Origin of the sequence: Micropruina sp. (assembly GCF_047602085.1) — a bacterium.
In the GTDB taxonomy this organism is placed as follows: Bacteria; Actinomycetota; Actinomycetes; order Propionibacteriales; family Propionibacteriaceae; genus Micropruina.
The window spans coordinates 535,547-554,822 of record NZ_JASGID010000007.1; the positions used below are offsets into that span (position 1 = coordinate 535,547).

A 19,276-nucleotide genomic window follows, 5' to 3' on the forward strand; every position below is an offset into this window, starting at 1 on the left:
CACTCGTGGCCTGCGGCCAGTCCTGGTGGACGGCCGGCAGCAGCACGCAGTCGGGTGCCGCGGCGACGTCCGGGGGAGCCGCGGCCCTGGTGCTGGCGGCACTGGCCGGCGCCTTCTTGAGCAGGCTTCTTCGCACCGTGGTGCGGCGGGTGGTCGTCGTCCTGGTGGCGCTGCTACTGGCCGGCGCGGCGGCAGTTGCCCTTACCGCCGCGGCGCCGGCGTCGTTGGGCGGCAGCACGCTGACCGACTCGGCGGTCGCCGGCACCCCCTGGCGCTGGGTCTACCTGGGTTCCGTGCTGCTGGCCGGTCTGGGGGCGGTGTTGTCGCTGTTCTCGCCGGCGCCGGCCACCCGCCCGTCCGCCACCCCCGACCCGGCGCTCGACGCCTGGAAGGCGCTGGATGCCGGCGAAGACCCCACGGCCGGCGAAGCCCTGGAAGCAGCCGAGCGTGGCGCAGGTGGCGACACGCTACGCGACCGGCAAGAATAGGCCCACCACTATCGACGGGAGCGCACCATGAGCCAGGGCGGCAAGCACTATCACCACGGCCGAACCCCGGCCGCGTGGGCGGGCAGCATCATCGCGCTGGTCGGGTTCCTGATCTGTGCCGTCGCCTTCTTGATGGGGCCGAACTGGCTGCTGTTCTGGGTGTCGATCGTGGTGATTCTCGGCGGCGCCCTGGTCGGGGGCGTGATGCGCAAGATGGGCATGGGCCAGGCCTGAGCATGGGGGTGCTGGACGAGATCGTCGCCGGCGTTCGTGAAGATCTCGCCGAGCGTCAGTCGCGCCGTAGCCTCGACGAACTGGCGGCGCAGGTGGCCGTGACGGCCCCGGCCCGCGACCCGCTGCCGGCCTTCCGGTCACCCGGGCTGGCGATCATCACCGAGGTGAAGCGGTCGAGCCCGAGCAAGGGGGCGCTGGCCGTCATTCCCGACCCCGCGGCCCTGGCTGTGCAGTACGCGGCGGGCGGGGCGTCGGCCATTTCGGTGCTCACCGAGCGGCGTCGCTTCGGCGGCACGCTGGACGACCTGGTGGCCGTGCGTGCCGCCGTCGAAACACCCGTGCTGCGCAAAGACTTCATCGTCACCGACTACCAGCTCTGGGAGGCCCGCGCCGCCGGGGCTGACCTGGCCCTGCTGATCGTGGCGTCATTGACCGACGCCGAACTCGCCCACCTGATCGGGGTGTGCCGGATGCTGGGGCTGACCCCCTTGGTCGAGGCGCACACCGCCGACGAGGTCGAACGTGCCCTGGGTGCCGGCGCCGACCTGCTCGGGGTGAACAACCGCAACCTGCACACCCTCGAGGTTGACCTGCACCAGTTCGAGCGGCTGGTCGGGCTGATCCCTGACGGGGTGGTCAAGGTGGCCGAGTCGGGCATTCTCGGCACCGCCGACGTGCGGTTGGTCGCGGATGCCGGTGCCGACGTGATCCTGGTCGGCGAGGCGCTGGTGAGGCACGGCGACCCCCGCCGGGCGGTTCAAGACTTCATCGCCGCAGGCAGTTAAGGAAGCGCGGATCAACCCGACCATCGTTGGTTGAGCTTGTCGAAACCTGCGTCGTTGGTTGAGCTTGTCGAAACCCCTATTGGGAGCGCTCTGTTTGGGGTCTCGACAAGCTCGACCAGCGAAAGGTCGGCGGTTCTTCAGGGAAGTGCTGATCAACCCGACCATCGTTGGTTGAGCTTGTCGAAACCCCTCACCCCTATTGGGAGCGCTCTGTTTGGGGTCTCGACAAGCTCGACCAGCCCGGCGCTGGGATCACCTTCGGCGGCGGGGGCACGATCGCGGGCTCGCCCGGTCGCCGATCGAGAGGTACCGATCCCTGCCGCGCCGGAGTGCGTAGAGTGGGGCGTCAGCACCCGTGAAGAACAGGATCGATCGTGTCGTTACCCGATGCCGCCGGGCATTTCGAGCTCTTCGGGGGTAAGTACGTCCCCGAAGCCCTGTACGCTGCACTGGCCCAACTTGAGGCCGAGTTCGACAAGGCGATGCTCGACCCGGCGTTCTGGCTCGAGCTCGACGAGTTGCGGCGCAATTACTCCGGCCGCCCGACGCCGCTGACCGAAGCCAAGCGGTTCGCCCGGCACTGCGGCGACGCCACGGTTCTGCTCAAGCGCGAAGACCTTAACCACACCGGCTCGCACAAGATCAACAACGTGCTCGGCCAGGCGTTGCTGACCAAACGAATGGGCAAGACCCGGGTCATTGCCGAGACCGGCGCCGGCCAGCACGGCGTCGCCACCGCCACCGCGGCGGCACTGCTCGGCCTGAGCTGTCGGGTGTACATGGGCAAGGTCGACACCGATCGGCAGGCGCTCAACGTGGCCCGCATGCAACTGCTGGGTGCCGAGGTGATCGCGGTCGAATCGGGAAGCCAGACGCTGAAAGACGCGATGAACGACGCCATGCGCGACTGGGTCGCCAGCGTCGACGACACCCATTACCTGATCGGCACCGTGGCCGGCCCGCACCCCTTCCCGAAAATGGTGCGCGAGTTTCAGCGGGTGATCTCTACCGAGACCAAAGCCCAGGTGCTCGAACGTCACGGACGCCTTCCCGACGCCGTGACCGCCTGTGTGGGCGGCGGCTCGAATGCCATGGGCATGTTCGCCGACTTCGTCGACGAGCCGTCGGTGGAGCTGTACGGCTTCGAGGCCGGCGGCGACGGCGTCGAGACCGGACGGCATGCGTCGGCGATCTTCGGCGGCTCGGTGGGGGTGCTGCACGGTATGCGCACCTACATCCTGCAAGATGAGGACGGCCAGACCAAAGAGTCGCACTCGATCTCGGCCGGACTCGACTACCCCGGCGTCGGGCCGGAGCACTCGTGGCTGGCGGCCACTGGGCGAGCGCATTACGAGCCGGTCACCGATGCCGAGGCGATGGAAGCCTTTCTGCTGCTCACTCGCACCGAGGGCATCATGCCCGCCATCGAGTCGGCCCACGCCCTGGCCGGCACCATGCGGCTGGGCCGGCGGCTGGCCGATGCCGACCCCGAGGCCGCGCCAATCATCGTGGTCACCCTGTCGGGTCGTGGCGACAAGGACGTCGACACAGCCATTCGGTGGTTCGGGATCGACGGCTCGGCCGACGCCAGCGTGGGGGGCGAGCTGTGAGCGCCGGCATCTCGGGGCTCGCACTGCAGCGGGCCGCTGCCGAGGGGCGCAAGGCGCTGGTGGCCTACTACCCGGTGGGCTACCCCGACCTGCCCGGTTCGCAACTGGTGCTACGCACGCTGTGCGGTGAGGGTGACCAGCCGGGTGCCGACCTGATCGAGATCGGCCTGCCGTACTCCGACCCGGTGATGGACGGGGTGGTGATTCAGCGGGCCGGAACCCGGGCGCTGGAGCGCGGTGTGCGCACCCGCGACGTCTTCGCTGCGGTCGAGACGGTGGCGAACACCGGCACACCGGCTGTGGTGATGACCTACTGGAATCTCGTCGACCATTACGGTGTGAACGCCTTCGCCCGCGACCTGGCCGCCGCCGGGGGAGCGGGGCTGATCACCCCCGACCTGGTGCCCGACGAGGCGTCGGATTGGTTCGCCGCCTCGGACGCGCATGGGCTGGACCGCATCTTTCTGGTCTCGCCGTCGTCGTCGGACGAGCGCATCGCCGCCACGGCCGCCGCCTGCCGCGGTTGGCTGTACGCCACCGCCGTGATGGGCGTCACCGGAACCCGCGAGCAGACCTCGTCGCTGGCTCCCGATCTGGTCGCCAGGGTTCGCGCGCTCGCGCCCGACACCCTGGTGGGGGTCGGGCTGGGCATCTCGAACGGCGACCAGGCCGCCCGGGTGTGCGAGTTCGCCGACGCGGCGATCGTCGGCTCGGCCTTCGTCAAGCAGTTGGTGAACGCCGACGACGCGGGCACCCCCGGCGATCTGAGCGGGTTGAAGGTACTGCTGGCCGACCTGGTGGCCGGCGTCCGGCGATGAGGTCGGCGGCCCGCACGCTGCTGGCGGCCGTCGCCGCCCTGGTGCTGGCTGCCTGCGCCGGGTCGGCCGCTGACGTGCGCCCCGTGGGCAGCGCGAGCGCGTCCAGCTACGACGGGGTGGAGCTGACCGAGCCGTACACCATGCCGGAAGCGGTGCTCACCGATTCGAACGGAGCGAAATTCGACCTGCGCACCGGCAGCGACAAGCCCGTGCTGATCGTGTTCTTCGGCTACACCAACTGCCCCGACATCTGTAAGACCACGATGGCCGACCTGGCCAGCGCTCTGAACCGGGTGTCGCCCGAGACCAGGGCCAAGGTGCAGGTGCTGCTCATCTCGGTCGACCCCGACCGTGATACGCCTGAGGTGCTGAAGGACTATCTGGCTCGCTTCGACCCCACGTTCATCGGGCTCACCGCACCGCTGGAGCAGGTTCGGTCGATCGCGACCACGATGGGGGTCGTGGTCGAGGGCACCACCAAGTCGGGCAACGGTTACGAAGTCACCCACTCGACCCAGGTGATCGGCTTCGACGCGGCCCGCAAGGGCCGGCTGGTGTGGACCCAGGGCACCTCGATTGGCTCCTTCAAGAACGACTTCGAGAAGTTCGCGGCCGCGCAGGGGTAGTGCGGACGCACTCTGACCGGCCGGCGCTTCTCGCGGAAGAGCTCGTGCGCACTGCTTCTTGGCTCGATGGGGCAGGATGATCGGGTGCTGTTGTCGATACCCTCGCCGCCGACCAGCGGCTGGCAACTCGGGCCGTTCTTTCTACACATCTACGCGCTGTGCCTGATCACCGGCATGGTCGCCGGCTGGGCGATCGGCAATCGCCGCTGGCAGGCCCGAGGCGGCACGGCCGAGCAGTTCGAGACCATCGTCGTGGTGACCATTCCGCTGGGCATCGTCGGCGCCCGGGTCTACCACGTGCTGACTCATCTGGGTGACTACTTCGCCCCCGGCATCGACCCGTGGAGCGTGCTACGCATCTGGGAGGGCGGCATCGCCATTTACGGGGCGATCGGCGGCGGCGCGCTGGCGGCCTGGCTGATGTGCCGGCGCGCCGGGGTCCGGTTCTCGTCGCTGGCCGATTCGCTCGCGCCCGGCATCGCGGTGGGTCAGGCACTGGGCCGGTTCGGCAATTGGTTCAACCAGGAGCTCTACGGCCTGCCGACCGATTTGCCCTGGGGGCTCGAGATCGACCCCGCGCACCGGCTGCCCGGCTACGAGCAGTACGCGACTTTTCACCCCACCTTCGCCTACGAATCGCTGTGGAATGTGCTGGTGGCCGGCGTGCTGATCTGGGCCGATCGGCGTTTCCGGTTGGGCCGGGGCAAGGTGTTCGCGCTCTACATCGCGTTGTACGGGTTCGGCAGGTTCTTCACCGAGGGCATTCGGCTCGACTTCAGCTACGACACCTTCGGGCCGATCAGGTTCAACCAGTTTGTGGCAGCAATGATCTGCCTGGCCGGAGTGGCCACTCTGATCTGGCTGGTGAAGCGCAAACCCGGACGTGAGCCGTCGGTATACCTGCCCGGACACGAGCTGGAGCGAATCTCTGCAGCCCAGTCGAACCAGACCCACGACGCCGACACCGATACCGACGCCGCCGAGGCTGGCCTCGTTGGCGGGCGTGCCGGTGAAGCCACCGAACTGGATGCGGCCGACGGCGAAGCAAACATCAAGGTCGAGCAGACAAGCGAGCAGACCGACCACGGGCCGACGGCGTCGGCCACCGGGAACGCCAGCGCAGACTGAGAGATGGCCTGACTTCTTGCCGGCCTAGCGTGTCGAGACCTGGGTCATGCCGCTGTGGCTGGGGATTTCGAGAAGCTCAACCAACGGGGGGCGTAGTGATCGGTACTTCCCTAGGATGGCTGCCGGGTTAAGTCGAGCCGATCGCAGCAGGTGGCCTCGTCCACCATGCAACATGTCGTAGCCCGCGCGAGATCGCTGGTTCTGTATGCTTCCAGCGCCTGCAGCGTTGACGCCGGACGGCGAGGCTTTGGCACCCTCCGGCCCTCGACTACCCTGCCGGAAGATGAGGAGAACGCACATGGCCATGACCACCATGCCCACGAGGCCCGCGGAAGGCCTGTACGACCCGTCGTTCGAACATGACGCCTGCGGGGTGGCCTTCATCGCCCAGTTGAGTGGCGAGGCCAGCCACGACATCGTGGTCAAGGGCCTGACGGCTTTGGAGAACCTCGATCACCGCGGCGCCACCGGTGCCGACGAGTTCGCCGGCGACGGTGCCGGCATGCTGCTGCAGGTGCCGGACGCCCTACTGCGCGCCGTCGTCGACTTCGACTTGCCCGTCGCGGGCGGGTACGCCATGGGCATGGCTTTTCTGCCGCAGTCCCCGGTGAAGCGCGCCCAGGCCAAGCGCACCATCGAGTACATCGCGGTCGAAGAGGGTCTGGACGTGCTGGGCTGGCGCGTCGTACCCACCCGTGATCACACCCTGAGCCCCATCTCGCGCGAGGTGATGCCGGTCTTCGAGCAGTTGTTCCTCGCCTCGCCCGGCGGTGAACAGGGCATCGGGCTCGACCGGCTCGCATACCCGCTGCGCCAGCGGGCCCGCAACGAGGCTGGGGTGTATTTCGCCTCGCTGTCGGCCCGCACCACCGTCTACAAGGGCATGCTGACCACCCAGCAGTTGGCCGAGGTGTTCCCTGACCTGAGCGACGAGCGGATCGCCTCGGCCATGGCGCTGGTGCACTCCCGGTTCTCGACCAATACCTTCCCGGCCTGGGAGTTGTCGCACCCGTACCGGTTGATCGCCCACAACGGCGAGATCAACACCGTCAAGGGCAACCGCAACTGGATGCGGGCACGAGAAGCGTTGCTGGCCAGCGATCTGATCCCCGGTGACCTCGACCGTCTGTTCCCGATCTGCACCGACGGCGGCTCCGACTCGGCCTCCTTCGACGAGGTACTCGAGCTGCTGCACCTGGGCGGACGCTCGCTGCCGCACGCGGTGATGATGATGATCCCGGAACCCTGGGAGAACAACACCGAGATGGACCCGGACCGCAAGGCCTTCTACTCCTTCCACTCCTCACTGATGGAGCCGTGGGACGGCCCCGCCGCGGTCTGTTTCACCGACGGCACCCTGATCGGAGCTACGCTCGACCGCAACGGGCTGCGTCCGGGCCGCTATTGGGTCAGCGACGACGGCCTGGTGGTGTTCGCCTCCGAGGCGGGCGTGATCGACCTTCCGCAAAGCAAGGTGATTGCCAAGGGCCGGCTGCAGCCCGGACGCATGCTGTTGGTCGACATGGCCGAGCACCGGCTGATCGACGACGACGAGATCAAATCGTCGCTGGCCGCCGAGCACCCCTACGCCGAATGGCTCGAACAGGGCCGCGTCGACCTCGACGCCCTGCCCGAGCGGCAGCACGTGGTGCACAGCGCCGCATCGGTGCTGCGCCGTCAGCAGGTGTTCGGCTACACCCACGAAGAACTCAAGATCATTCTGGCTCCGATGGCGAACACCGGGGCCGAGCCGATCGGTTCGATGGGCACCGACACGCCGCTCGCGGTGCTCAGCGAGCGTCCGCGGCTGCTGTTCGACTACTTCGCTCAACTGTTCGCCCAGGTCACCAACCCGCCGCTGGACGCCATTCGCGAAGAGTTGGTCACCTCGCTCAGCTCGACCTTCGGGCCCGAAGGCAACCTGCTGCAGCCGGGCCCTGACTCGTGCAAGCACATCGTGATCGGTTATCCGGTGCTCGATTCCGACCAGTTGGCCAAGCTGGTGCGGATCAACCGCGACGGCCAGATGCCCGAGTACGACACCCACGTGGTGCGGGGCCTGTACCCGGTCGAAGAGGGGGCGGCCGGGTTGGAGGCGAAGCTCGCCGAGTTGTGCGCCGAGGTCACCGCCTCCATCGAGCGTGGCTGCCGCACGATCATCCTTTCCGACCGGCACAGCAACGCCGACCTGGCGCCGATCCCGTCGTTGCTGCTCACAGCGGCGGTGCACCACCACCTGGTTCGTGAAAAGAGGCGCGCCCAGGTGGGCCTGATCGTCGAGGCCGGCGATGTGCGCGAGGTGCACCATGTGGCCCTGCTGATCGGCTACGGCGCCGCGGCGGTCAACCCGTACCTGGCGTTCGAGTCGGCCGAAGACCTGGCCCGTCGCGAGTGGCTGGTGAAGGTCGAGCCCGAGAAGGCCGTCTACAACGTCCGCAAGGCGCTCGGCAAGGGTGTGCTGAAGGTGATGTCGAAGATGGGTGTCTCGACCATCGCGTCGTACACCGGGGCGCAGATCTTCGAGGCGCTGGGCTTGAGCTCGGAGTTCGTCGACGCCTACTTTGCGGGCACGCCCAGCCGCATCGAGGGCATCGGCCTGCCTGAGATCGCTGCCGGCATCGCCGCCCGGCATGCGATGGCCTACCCGCCAGACCGGATCAGCCTGCCGCACCGCACGCTCAACGTGGGGGGCGAGTACCAGTGGCGCCGCGAGGGCGAACCGCACCTGTTCGACCCCGAGACGGTGTTCCGGCTGCAGCACTCGACCCGGGCCAAGCGCTACGACATCTTCAAGGCCTATACCGAGCGGGTCAACGACCAGGCCACGCGGCTGATGACACTGCGTGGCCTGCTCGAGTTCAGCTCCGACCGCAAGCCGGTGCCGATCGACGAAGTGGAGCCGGTGAGCGAGATCGTCAAGCGGTTCTCCACCGGCGCCATGTCGTACGGTTCGATCTCGCTCGAGGCGCACCAGACCCTGGCCATCGCGATGAACCGGTTGGGCGGCAAGTCCAACACCGGTGAGGGCGGCGAGGATGTCGACCGGCTGTACGACCCCGAGCGTCGCTCGGCGACCAAGCAGGTGGCGTCGGGACGGTTCGGGGTGACCTCGGACTATCTGACCAACGCCACCGACATTCAGATCAAGATGGCCCAGGGCGCCAAGCCCGGCGAGGGCGGCCAACTGCCCGGCCAGAAGGTGTACCCGTGGGTGGCCAAGACCCGGCACTCCACGCCAGGGGTCGGGCTGATCAGCCCACCGCCGCACCACGACATCTACTCGATCGAAGACCTCAAGCAGCTAATTCACGACCTCAAGTGCGCTAACCCGGTCGCCCGGGTGCACGTGAAGCTGGTTGCCGAGGTGGGGGTCGGCACGGTCGCGGCGGGGGTGTCGAAGGCCAAGGCCGACGTGGTGCTGATCTCGGGCCATGACGGTGGCACCGGCGCGGCACCGCTCACCTCGCTCAAGCACGCCGGTGGGCCGTGGGAGCTGGGCCTGGCCGAAACCCAGCAGACCCTGCTGCTCAACGGCCTGCGTGACCGCATCGTGGTGCAGGTGGACGGCCAGTTGAAGACCGGCCGCGACGTGGTGATCGGCGCACTGCTGGGGGCGGAAGAATTCGGTTTCGCCACCGCGCCACTGGTGGTGTCGGGCTGCGTCATGATGCGGGTCTGCCACCTCGACACCTGTCCGGTGGGCGTCGCCACGCAGAACCCCGAGCTGCGGGCGAAGTACTCCGGCCAGGCCGAATACGTGGTCACCTTCTTCGAGTTCATCGCCCAAGAGGTGCGCGAGCTGCTGGCGTCCCTCGGCTTTCGCAGCATTCAGGAGGCGATCGGGCACGTCGAGGTGCTGCAGTCACGTCGAGCGGTCGAGCACTGGAAGGCCCAAGGCCTCGATCTGGAGCCGATCTTGCACTGGGTCGACACCGAAGGCCCGCTGCACGCCATCACCGGCCAAGACCACGGGCTCGACACCAAGCTCGACGTCAAGCTGATCGCACTGGCCCAGCCAGCGCTGACCTCCGGCGAGTTGGTGCGGGCCGATCTGGCGGTGCGCAACGTCGACCGGACGGTCGGCACCATGCTCGGCCACGAGGTCACCAAGGCCACCAAGGGCAGGGGCCTGCCCGAGAACACCATCGACCTGACCCTGCGCGGTACGGCCGGGCAGAGCTTCGGTGCCTTTGTGCCGGCCGGCATCACGCTGCGCCTGGTCGGCGACACCAACGATTACTTCGGTAAGGGCCTCTCAGGCGGACGGCTCACCGTCCGGCCGTCCGACGACGCGGCGTTCGTGGCCGAGGAGCACATCATCGCCGGCAACGTGATCGCCTACGGCGCCACCTCGGGTGAGGTGTTCATTCGCGGCAAGGTGGGGGAGCGGTTCTGCGTGCGCAACTCGGGTGCCACCGCGGTGGTCGAGGGTGTCGGCGACCACGGCTGCGAGTACATGACCGGTGGTGTGGCGCTGATCCTGGGCGGCACTGGGCGCAACTTCGCGGCCGGCATGTCGGGGGGCGTCGCGTACGTGCTCGACCTTGACCGCAACCGGCTCAACACCGAGATGGTCGACCCGCACGAGCCGACCCCAAGCGACCTGGCGCGTATTCGCGAACTGCTGCTGAAGCACCACCACGAGACCGGCTCGGCGGTTGCCGAGAGGCTGCTGAACGATGCCGGCCTGGCCGCCCGGTTCACCACAGTGTTGCCTCGCGACTACGCCCGCGTACTCGCCGCCCGCGAAGAGGCCGAAAAGGCCGGGCTCGACGAAGAGGCCACCACCGCGATGATGATGGAGGCCGCTCATGGCTGACCCCAAAGGTTTCATGACCACCCCGCGTGAGGTGGCCGAGCGCCGTCCGGTTGCCGAGCGGGTGCACGACTGGAACGAGGTCTACCCCGAGTCGCCCGGCAAGGCCGTGCTGCCGATCATCGGCTTGCAGGCCGGACGCTGCATGGACTGCGGCATTCCGTTCTGCCACCAGGGCTGCCCGCTGGGCAACCTGATCCCCGAGTGGAACGATCTGGTCTGGCGCGACGACTGGCGCGGCGCTACCGACCGGTTGCACGCCACCAACAATTTTCCCGAGTTCACCGGACGGCTGTGCCCAGCACCGTGCGAGACCGCCTGCGTGGTGGGCATCAACCGGGATCCGGTCACCATCAAGAACGTCGAGGTGGCGATCATCGATCGGGCCTGGAGCGACCGCCGGGTCACGGCGGTCACCCCCGAGTGGCACACGGGTAAGACGATCGCGGTGATCGGCTCCGGCCCGGCCGGTCTGGCCGCCGCCCAGCAGCTCACCCGGGCCGGGCACACCGTGGTGGTGTATGAGCGCGCCGACGCGATCGGGGGCTTGCTGCGTTACGGCATTCCCGAGTTCAAGATGCAGAAAGAGGTGCTCGACCGCAGGCTGAAGCAGATGCGCCTCGAGGGCACCGTGTTCAAGCCGGGCCGCAACATCGGCAGTGCCGATGACCATTCCGGCCACGACCTGCTCGACCGCTTCGATGCGGTGGTGCTGGCGATCGGCTCGACGGTGCCGCGCGACCTGCCGGTGCCGGGCCGCGAACTTGACGGCATTCACCAGGCGATGGAGTTTCTGCCGCAGGCCAACCGGGTCGCGGTCGGCAAGGCGGTCGAGAACCAGATCACCGCCACCGGCAAGCACGTGGTGATCATCGGCGGCGGCGACACCGGCGCCGACTGCCTCGGCACGTCCACCCGGCAGGGGGCCGCCTCGGTCACCCAGCTCGAGATTCTGCCGATTCCGCCCGAGCAGCGTCCGGCGAACCAGCCGTGGCCCACCTACCCGATGACCTTTCGGGTCAGTTCGGCGCACGAAGAGGCCGGCGAGCGCGTGTACGCCGTGTCGACCAGTGAGTTCGTCGGCGACGCCGACGGCAAGGTGAAGTCGCTGAAGCTGTCGGAGGTCGCCTTCAGCAACGGACGCTTCGAGCCGGTGCCCGGCACCGAGCGGGTGATTCCCGCCGAACTGGTGCTGCTGGCCATGGGCTTCGTGGGGCCTGAGAAGGCCGGACTGGTCGAGCAGTTGGGTGTCGACCTCGACCCCCGCGGCAACGTCGCGCGCGACGAGAACTACGCCACCTCGGTGCCGGGGGTCTTCGCCTGCGGCGACGCCGGCCGCGGCCAGTCGCTGATCGTCTGGGCGATAGCCGAGGGTCGCTCGTGCGCCAACGGGGTGGATGCCTACCTGCAGGGCCGGTCTCGGCTGCCCAAGCCGATCCTGCCCACCGAGCGCCCGATGATGGCCTAGGAAGAGCGCGATTATTGCTGGTCGAGCGTGTCGAGACCTGAGACGGAGTGCTCACTGGGGAAGCGTTGAGTTTTCGTTGGTCGAGCGTGTCGAGACCTGAGACGGAGCGCTCTGGCTAGGGGTCTCGACACGCACAACCAGCCAAAGCCGGCGTTTGCCGATTGTTCGCCCCTCGATCGCGGCGGGCAACCGGGTCGACTGCGTCGATCAGTGTCGGACGACCGTCGAAACGCTCTGGGTCGGTCTTGATCAGTTCGATCGTCCCGATCACCGTTGATCATCTGGTTGACCGTGGGGTTCTCGCACGCGAGGCTTGCACTCTTACCAGCGGAAGGAGCCGTGGGTGGCAAAGCTGAAGAAGTTGCTCAAACGAGCGGCTGAGATCATTCCTCTACCGCTTCCGGCGATCTCGCCGGCGGTGCACCCGCTGGCCAAGCCCACCGATCTGGTCGAGGAGTACATACGCGCCTGGGCGGCGAAAGACGCCGAAGCCATCGGACGGCTTTTCGTCGAGGACGCCGACTTCGTCAACGTGGTCGGCCTGTGGTGGACGGGCCGGCACTCGATCGTCAAGGCGCAGCGGTTCGGCTTTCGCAATGCCTTCGCCAACGCCACCATCACCCTCACCAAGGTGAAGCAACGCATGCTCGGTGACGCCGCGGCCGTGGTGATGGCGCAGTGGCAGCTCACTGGCCAGGTTGACCCCGAGGGGGAGCCGGTCGATCCGCGGCGTGGCGTGATCGAGGCCACCTTGGTGAAGATCGCCGACGGCACCTGGCTCGGCGTGAGCTGCACCAACATCGACATCGTGCTATCGGCCGACACCAACGTGTCTCGCGATGGGCGGTTGACCGCCACCAGCTACATCAAGGGCCCCTCGCCGCAAGAAGTCGCCGCCGCCGAGTTGGTCGACGACTGACACCTGGGCTGTCCGGGCGCGTAAGGTTCGCGCCGCCCCGCGACATGTAGAGGGTGTGGAAGCAATCTACGATCCATCGGTCGGCTCGGCCAGACAGGCCGGCGTGACCGGTGCCACCGTACCCGAACAGTCACGAGCGCTGTTTGCGGCGCTGTATCGGCGTCAGTACGGGCCGATCATCGGCTACGCACAGCGACGAACCGGCGACCGTGCAGTGGCCGAAGACATCACCGCCGAGGTCTTTCGCATCGCGTGGGAGCGCTGCGCGGCAGAACCGCCGACCCGTGCCTGGCTGTTCGTGACCGCACGCAACCTGGTGCAGGCCCACCACCGGGCGAATCGCCGGGCGAGCGCCCTGCACGATCGGCTGGTTGCCGAGCACCGCACGGGTGCACCTGTGCTACCGGCCGGTGACGATGTGCTGGCCGCGTTGGGGCGACTGCCCGAGGACCAGCGGGAGTTGTTGATGGCCCGGTACTGGGATGACCTCGACGCTGGCGACTGCGCAGCGCTGTGCCACTGTTCCGTGGGCACCCTGTGGGTTAGGTTGCACCGCGCCCGGGCAGCGTTGCGCCGGGAACTGACCAAAGGGAGGGCCTAGCGATGAGAGTATCGACCACACTGCGGCGTGCCGATCCACTGGGCGGCGAACGGGTGGAACTCTCGGCCCGAGGGCGCGCCGAACTGCGCGCGTTGATCGGGCCCGATGACCACGAACCGATGCGGACGCCCGTGGCCCGATCCCGGCCATGGGTGCGCCTCGTCACCCTGACCACGGCGGCAATTGTCGCGGTGGCGATGCTCGTGCTGCCCGGGCTGTGGCACGGCACGGCGACGGCAGAGGCCCAGGATCTGCTTGACCGGGCGATCGCGGCCGCGTACGACCCGCCGGCCAGGGCCGACCAGTACTGGAAGGTCACCAGCAACTCCATCACCAGCGACATCATCGGCGAGGGAGGGTGGGGTGACCCCGATGCGGTGTCAGTGCTGCGCCACGTGCGACGAGTCGAATACGTCGCGGTCGACGGTTCGCGGCCCACCTGGTTCGAAGACCGGGCCGGCCCCTACGTGCGGCAGGTCAGCGGCCCCGCCACCACACTGCCGGACGTCGGGTGGGGCTCGCCGGAGCGATGGACCTCGAACCTGTCACCGCGCGACGAGGGTTCGCTCGTGTTTACGCTGCCGACCGACCCCGACCAGTTGCGCGCCGAGCTGTACCGACGGGGGCAGGGCAGCGGAGCCTCCGACGACGAGGCAGCGTTCACCGGAGCAGCCGACATCCTGCGCACCGGCTACGCGCCCGCTGCACTGCGGGCTGCCCTGCTGCAGGTGCTCAAGACGATTCCCGGGGTCGACGTGGTGAATCACGACGTGACGCTGGACGGCCGTCCTGGCGTTGCATTGGGACGCCCGGAGCCGAACCGGAACGGGCAGCGCCACGAGTTGGTGTTCGACCGTGGCACCGCCGAGTTCATCGGTGAGCGCTACGTCTTCACCACCCCGGACGCCACCATCGAAACCGCGGTCAGCCGCACCCTGGTCGATCGGGTCGACCCGACGCTGGTGCGCACAGCGGTGCGGATGGTGTGCACCATGGAGGCGTCCGGTTCGGTGTGCCGCGAACCGTGAGCTGGGCAAGTGTGGACTTCGTTGGTTGAGCTACGTCGAAACCGCTGTTGACGTGCCTTGTCCGGGGTCTCGACAACCTCGACCAGCGAATGGGGAAGTGTGGACTTCGTTGGTTGAGCTTGTCGAAACCGTTGCTGGCGTGCCTTGTCCGGGGTCTCGACAAGCTCGACCAGCGCGTGGGGAAGTGTGGACTTCGTTGGTTGAGCTTGTCGAAACCGTTGTTGGCGTGGCAGGTCCGGGGTCTCGACAAGCTCGACCAGCGTTTCCCTCGACGACGCGTTGCTACCGACTTGTGCGTAGCGTTGCGCTTTCTGGGGAGTGTGGCGTGGTCTGCCGTGAGAGGTCGTGCACGACAGGGGCGGACGGGTTGCCCAGCACCGCGGCTGTGCTCTGGGCCTGCGCATACGGCGCACACGCCTCGGCAAGACGCCGCCTGACAATCGCAGCCCGCGCCGTGAACGCGCGCTGCAGTTCGGCGTATTCGCGCTTGCCGTCGGGCGTTTCGATGCAGATCGGCGTCCACTGGCTGCGGTCGGGGTCGAGAGTGGTGCCCGACAGGTCGTAGGGCGCGGCACGCATGTCGGCGATGCGCACGTTCCAGGCCAGTTCGAAGGCGTCGGCGATCAGGTCGGAGCCGACCACCTCGGCCAGCCGGTAGGCGTGCTTGTACAGGTCCATGGTGGCATGCAGGCAGCCGGGCTGTTCGAAGTCGGCCCGGTCGCCCGGCCCGGGGCGCAGGGTGTTCAGCGGCAGCGCGGCTTCGGTGAAGAAGCGGACGGCGTCGAAGTGGCTGCAGTTCAGTCGGTGTGCCTCGACCACCTGGTTGGTGGCGGCGGCGCCCAGCCGCAGCGGTTGGGGGTGTCGGGTGCGGTCGCTGCGATACACCATCGCCCACTCGTGTAGCCCGAAGCAGCCGAAGTTTCCGCGACGGGCGTCCGTGGCCCGCAGCAGGGCGAAGGTGGACGCCGCGAGCGCACCGTGCTTGGCGTCGAACGGACCCGGGGGCTGCCAGCGCATCAACTGGGCGGGCCGGTAGGTGTAGTAGGTGAACAGAAAGTCGTGAACCGGGTGCTTCACCTGGCGGCGCCGCCGTTCCAGGTGCGGCTCGATGTAGGGGGCCAGCCGAGCCCGATGCGCTGCCGCTTGGTCCATCGGGTCAGTGTAGGCACCTCGTGGCCACACTGGCGCGCAGCGGAGTTTGCCGCCACCATGGCTCGATGACGCACGACCAACGCTGGGCCGGGCTGCTGCGAGCGGTGAACGTGGGTGGCCGCACGCTGACCATGGCGACCTTGAAGAAGTCCGCCAACGATGCCGGCTTCACCGAAGTCGCCACCCTGCTGGCCTCCGGCAATCTGACCTTCACCGCACAGGGCTCACGGCAGTCGGTGCGCGAGCGACTCGAGCGGGCTATCACCGCCGACGCCGGGTTCAACGTCGAGGTCCTGCTGCGTTCCAAGTCTGAGTTGCGGCGGCTCGTCGAGACCAACCCGTTCCCCGACAGCAACCCCTCGCACGTGATCGTCTACTTCATGGACGGCCCGGCGCCGGCCGAGCTGGAGCAGCGATTGGCCGAGGTGGCGGTCGACGAGCGCGTGCGGCTGGCCGGGCACGAGCTGTGGGTCGATTTCGGCGGTGGCATGGCCCGCTCGCCACTGGCCACCAAGCTGCCCCGCCTGGCCAGGCCGCTGCTGGTGACGGGACGCAACGTGAACACCGTCGGCAAGCTGGCGGCGAAACTGTAGGGACGTGCTGTTTTCGTTGGTCGAGCTTGTCGAGACCTCAATAGGAGTGCTCTCAATCGGGAAGTACTGATCAATCCGCCCAGCGCTGGTTGACCTTGTCGAAACCCCTTGCCGCAGCGGCATAGGAGAGGTCTCGACAAGCTCGACCAGCGAATAGACAGGGCCTTCGTCGTCCGGCCGGCGGGCTGCCCGATCGCCGGCTGGCGAACGCGGTCGAGATCGTCCAGAGCCGGGCGGCGACCCTACGGCCGCTGGCTGCAGAAGGACTACCTGCCGGGGTCGGACCGGTTTGCGATCGACGTGCCGATCAGTCAGCAGCCGGGTGACAGATTCGGTGTGCGCTCCGGGTGCCGCGCTGGTGGGACAAGGCGAACTGAGCCGGCCTCGATCTGGTGAGATGGCACCAGGAGGTCACGATGAATCAGCAACAGCCCTGGTCGGCCGAGACTATGGCGGTGGTCGCGGGGCGTCCGCCACGCCGGGCCGGTGCGCCGGTCAGCCCTGTGGTTGAACTCTCCTCGACCTACGTGTCGGCCGAACCGTTCGGCAGCTTCGACGACGGCGTCTACGGCCGCATGAACAACGCCTGCTGGCGCGACCTGGAGGCGGCGGTGGGCGCACTGGAGGGTGGCGCCGCCCTGTGCTTCGCTTCGGGCATGGCGGCCGGCTCGGCGTTGTTCGCCCTGGTCGAGCCGGGGTCGCGGGTGGTGATGGCCGACGCCTGCTATGGCGCGATGCTGTCGCTGGGCCAGCAACTCGCCGCTGCCGGCCGGTTCAGCCTCACCCTGGTCGATGTCAGCAACACCGACGCGGTGCTGGCCAGCCTGGACGGTGCCGACTGGCTGTTCATCGAGTCGCCGACCAACCCGCTGATGCAGGTGGCCGACCTGCCGGCCCTGACCGCGGCGGCCGGAGGGCTCGGGGTGCGGGTCGTGGTCGACAACACCTTCGCCACCCCGCTGCTGCAGAACCCGCTCGCGCTGGGTGCCGCGGTGGTGCTGCACTCGGGCACCAAGTACCTGGCCGGGCATTCCGACGTGGTGCTCGGGCTGTTGGTCACCGCCGACCACGAACTGGAACTGCGGCTGCGTGCGCACCGCGGGCTGCACGGGGGCATTCTGGGGCCGATGGAGGCCTGGCTGGCGCTGCGCGGCCTACGCACCTTGGCGGTGCGGATCGAGCGGCAGCAGGCCAGTGCCGGGGTGTTGGCGCGGCGGCTCAGTGAGCACCCGGCTGTCAGCTTGGTGCGCTACCCGGGTCTGCCGGGCGACCCGGGGCACGGGCGTGCGAAAACGCAGATGAGAGGTTTCGGCGGCATGCTGTCGATCGAACTGGCCGGTGGCCGGGCGGCGGCCGACGCCCTCGTCGCGGGGGTCCGGCTGTGGGTGCCGGGCACCAGCCTGGGCGGCGTCGAGTCGCTGATCGAACGCCGGCGCCGGATTCCGGCCGAACCCGAGGCGGTGCCCGAGAACCTGGTGCGGCTCTCGGTCGGGCTAGAGGCCGTGGCCGATCTGTGGGCCGATCTGCAACAGGCCCTCGGCAGCGTGACGCAGCTCTCGACCAGCGCCGGTTGAGCGTGTCGGAACCCGTTGCCGCAGCGGCGGCTTCGAGGTCTCGACGGACTCGACCAGCGCTCAATCAGGCGCCGATGCGGATCAGCTTCTTGTTGACGAACTCGTCGGCGGCGAGCAGGCCCATCTCGCGTCCGGTGCCGCTGCGCTTGACGCCGCCGAAGGGGAGCGCCGGCTCATCAGCCAGGACGAGGTTGACGTAGACCATGCCGGCCTCGATCTTGTCGGCCACCCGGGCGGCCTGGTCGGCGTCGGTGGTGAACACGTACGAGCCGAGGCCGAACGAGGTGGCGTTGGCGACCTCGACGGCCTCGTCCTCGCCAGCGACCCGGTAGACCACACCGACCGGGCCGAAGAACTCCTCGCGGTAGGCGTCCATCTCGGAGGTGACACCGGTCAGCACGGTCGCCGGGAAGAAGGCACCGTCCCGGTCTCCACCGACGACCCGGGTCGCGCCCTGGCCGAGCGCGGCGTCCACCTGCTGTTCCAGCCGCTCGGCGGCGGCCAGCGAGGACAGCGGACCGAGCACGGTGTCCTCGGCGAACGGATCACCGAGCGTCGCCGCCGCCATGCCGGCGGCGAACTTCTCCAGGAATGCCTCGTACAGGTCGTCCACCACGATGAACCGCTTCGCGGCGTTGCACGACTGGCCGGTGTTGTCCAGCCGGGCATCGACGGCGGCCTGCACGGTGGCGTCCAGATCGTCGGTGCTGAGCAGGATGAACGGGTCGGATCCGCCGAGTTCCAGCGCGACCTTCTTCAGGTGCCGTCCGGCGACCTCGGCGACCGCGGCGCCGGCGCGCTCCGATCCGGTCACCGACACGCCCTGAACGCGGCGGTCGGCGATCACGGCCGCCGCCTGTTCGTTGGTCAGCCGCAGGTCGGCGTAGGCGCCGGCCGGGAACCCGGCCTCGGCGTAGATCGCAGCGATCGCCGCCGCCGACTCGGGGCACTGCGGGGCGTGCTTGAGCAGGATGGTGTTGCCGATCGCCAGGTTCGGCGCCGCGAACCGGGCGACCTGGTAGTAGGGGAAGTTCCACGGCATGATGCCGAGCAGCACCCCCAGCGGCGAACGGCGGATCACCGCGGTGCCGTCACCGTCGATGGTCAGCGGCTGGTCGGCGGTGATCTGGTCGATGTGGTCGGCGTTGTAGTCGGTGATGTCGGCGGCGAAGTCGACCTCACCCAGCGCGGCTTCGATCGGTTTGCCCATCTCGCGGACGATGATCGCAGCCAGCTCGTCGCGGCGTTCCCGGTGCAGGCGAGCCACGGCCCGCAGCAACTCGGCCCGCTCGGCGGGGGAGGAGCTTCGTCCCCAGCCTCGGTAGGCGGCGTCGGCGGCGGCGAGGGCGGCCTCGACTTCGGCGTCGGTAGCCGTCGGGTAGCTCGCCAGGGTCTGCCCGGTGGCCGGATTGACGACGGTGTAGTCGCTCATGGTG

Annotated in this window: 16 protein-coding genes; 14 read left to right on the forward strand and 2 right to left on the reverse strand. The window is 68.4% G+C overall.

The genetic code is table 11. The annotated features are described in order from the left end of the window. The first annotated feature begins 5 nt into the window (after window positions 1-5). From QM721_RS14955 to QM721_RS15010, 12 genes are all read left to right on the forward strand, one after another. The gene (locus tag QM721_RS14955; RefSeq protein ID WP_415123392.1) at window positions 6-488 is read left to right on the forward strand and encodes a hypothetical protein; all 483 of its coding nucleotides are present in this window, start codon (window positions 6-8) and stop codon (window positions 486-488) included. A gap of 27 nt (window positions 489-515) precedes the next feature. Next, entirely contained in the window at window positions 516-722 is a 207-nt protein-coding gene (locus QM721_RS14960; RefSeq protein ID WP_415123394.1) for an HGxxPAAW family protein, read from the forward strand. 2 nt (window positions 723-724) lie between these two features. Beyond that, the gene (gene trpC / locus QM721_RS14965) at window positions 725-1,507 is read left to right on the forward strand and encodes an indole-3-glycerol phosphate synthase TrpC (protein ID WP_415123396.1); all 783 of its coding nucleotides are present in this window, start codon (window positions 725-727) and stop codon (window positions 1,505-1,507) included. A gap of 371 nt (window positions 1,508-1,878) precedes the next feature. Next, window positions 1,879-3,117: a tryptophan synthase subunit beta gene (trpB, locus tag QM721_RS14970; RefSeq protein WP_415123459.1), complete on the forward strand. Its 1,239-nt coding sequence runs from the start codon at window positions 1,879-1,881 to the stop codon at window positions 3,115-3,117. Then, the gene (gene trpA, locus QM721_RS14975) at window positions 3,114-3,935 is read left to right on the forward strand and encodes a tryptophan synthase subunit alpha (RefSeq protein ID WP_415123398.1); all 822 of its coding nucleotides are present in this window, start codon (window positions 3,114-3,116) and stop codon (window positions 3,933-3,935) included. Before trpB ends, trpA begins: the two co-directional genes overlap by 4 nt. Beyond that, window positions 3,932-4,561 (forward strand): SCO family protein, encoded by a 630-nt coding sequence (locus QM721_RS14980; RefSeq protein WP_415123400.1) that lies wholly within the window; start codon window positions 3,932-3,934, stop codon window positions 4,559-4,561. The genes trpA and QM721_RS14980 overlap by 4 nt, the downstream gene beginning before the upstream one ends. A gap of 66 nt (window positions 4,562-4,627) precedes the next feature. Then, the gene (lgt, locus tag QM721_RS14985) at window positions 4,628-5,689 is read left to right on the forward strand and encodes a prolipoprotein diacylglyceryl transferase (protein ID WP_415123402.1); all 1,062 of its coding nucleotides are present in this window, start codon (window positions 4,628-4,630) and stop codon (window positions 5,687-5,689) included. 304 nt (window positions 5,690-5,993) lie between these two features. Continuing rightward, entirely contained in the window at window positions 5,994-10,508 is a 4,515-nt protein-coding gene (gene gltB / locus QM721_RS14990) for a glutamate synthase large subunit (RefSeq protein WP_415123461.1), read from the forward strand. Beyond that, complete coding sequence (locus QM721_RS14995; protein ID WP_415123404.1) at window positions 10,501-11,973, forward strand: glutamate synthase subunit beta; 1,473 nt, start codon at window positions 10,501-10,503, stop codon at window positions 11,971-11,973. Before gltB ends, QM721_RS14995 begins: the two co-directional genes overlap by 8 nt. A gap of 343 nt (window positions 11,974-12,316) precedes the next feature. After that, window positions 12,317-12,892 carry an SgcJ/EcaC family oxidoreductase gene (locus QM721_RS15000; protein ID WP_415123406.1) on the forward strand — a complete coding sequence of 192 codons (576 nt, stop codon included), beginning with the start codon at window positions 12,317-12,319 and terminating at the stop codon, window positions 12,890-12,892. 103 nt (window positions 12,893-12,995) lie between these two features. Further along, on the forward strand, window positions 12,996-13,493 hold the full coding sequence (locus QM721_RS15005) for an RNA polymerase sigma factor (protein WP_415123408.1): 498 nt from the start codon (window positions 12,996-12,998) through the stop codon (window positions 13,491-13,493). Window positions 13,494-13,495: 2 nt separating this feature from the next. Then, on the forward strand, window positions 13,496-14,521 hold the full coding sequence (locus QM721_RS15010; RefSeq protein WP_415123410.1) for a CU044_5270 family protein: 1,026 nt from the start codon (window positions 13,496-13,498) through the stop codon (window positions 14,519-14,521). Window positions 14,522-14,803: 282 nt separating this feature from the next. Here the strand turns inward: QM721_RS15010 and QM721_RS15015 are convergent, their stop codons facing one another. Then, a complete protein-coding gene (locus QM721_RS15015) occupies window positions 14,804-15,673 on the reverse strand; it encodes a 3-methyladenine DNA glycosylase (protein ID WP_415123412.1) in 870 nt (289 codons plus the stop codon). 65 nt (window positions 15,674-15,738) lie between these two features. On the opposite strand from QM721_RS15015, the gene QM721_RS15020 reads away from it, so the two are divergent. Next, a complete protein-coding gene (locus QM721_RS15020) occupies window positions 15,739-16,266 on the forward strand; it encodes a DUF1697 domain-containing protein (RefSeq protein WP_415123414.1) in 528 nt (175 codons plus the stop codon). A gap of 416 nt (window positions 16,267-16,682) precedes the next feature. Continuing rightward, complete coding sequence (locus QM721_RS15025) at window positions 16,683-17,840, forward strand: trans-sulfuration enzyme family protein (protein ID WP_415123416.1); 1,158 nt, start codon at window positions 16,683-16,685, stop codon at window positions 17,838-17,840. Between the two features lie 64 nt (window positions 17,841-17,904). Here the strand turns inward: QM721_RS15025 and QM721_RS15030 are convergent, their stop codons facing one another. Next, window positions 17,905-19,272 (reverse strand): aldehyde dehydrogenase family protein, encoded by a 1,368-nt coding sequence (locus tag QM721_RS15030; RefSeq protein ID WP_415123418.1) that lies wholly within the window; start codon window positions 19,270-19,272, stop codon window positions 17,905-17,907. Between the last annotated feature and the right edge of the window lie 4 nt (window positions 19,273-19,276).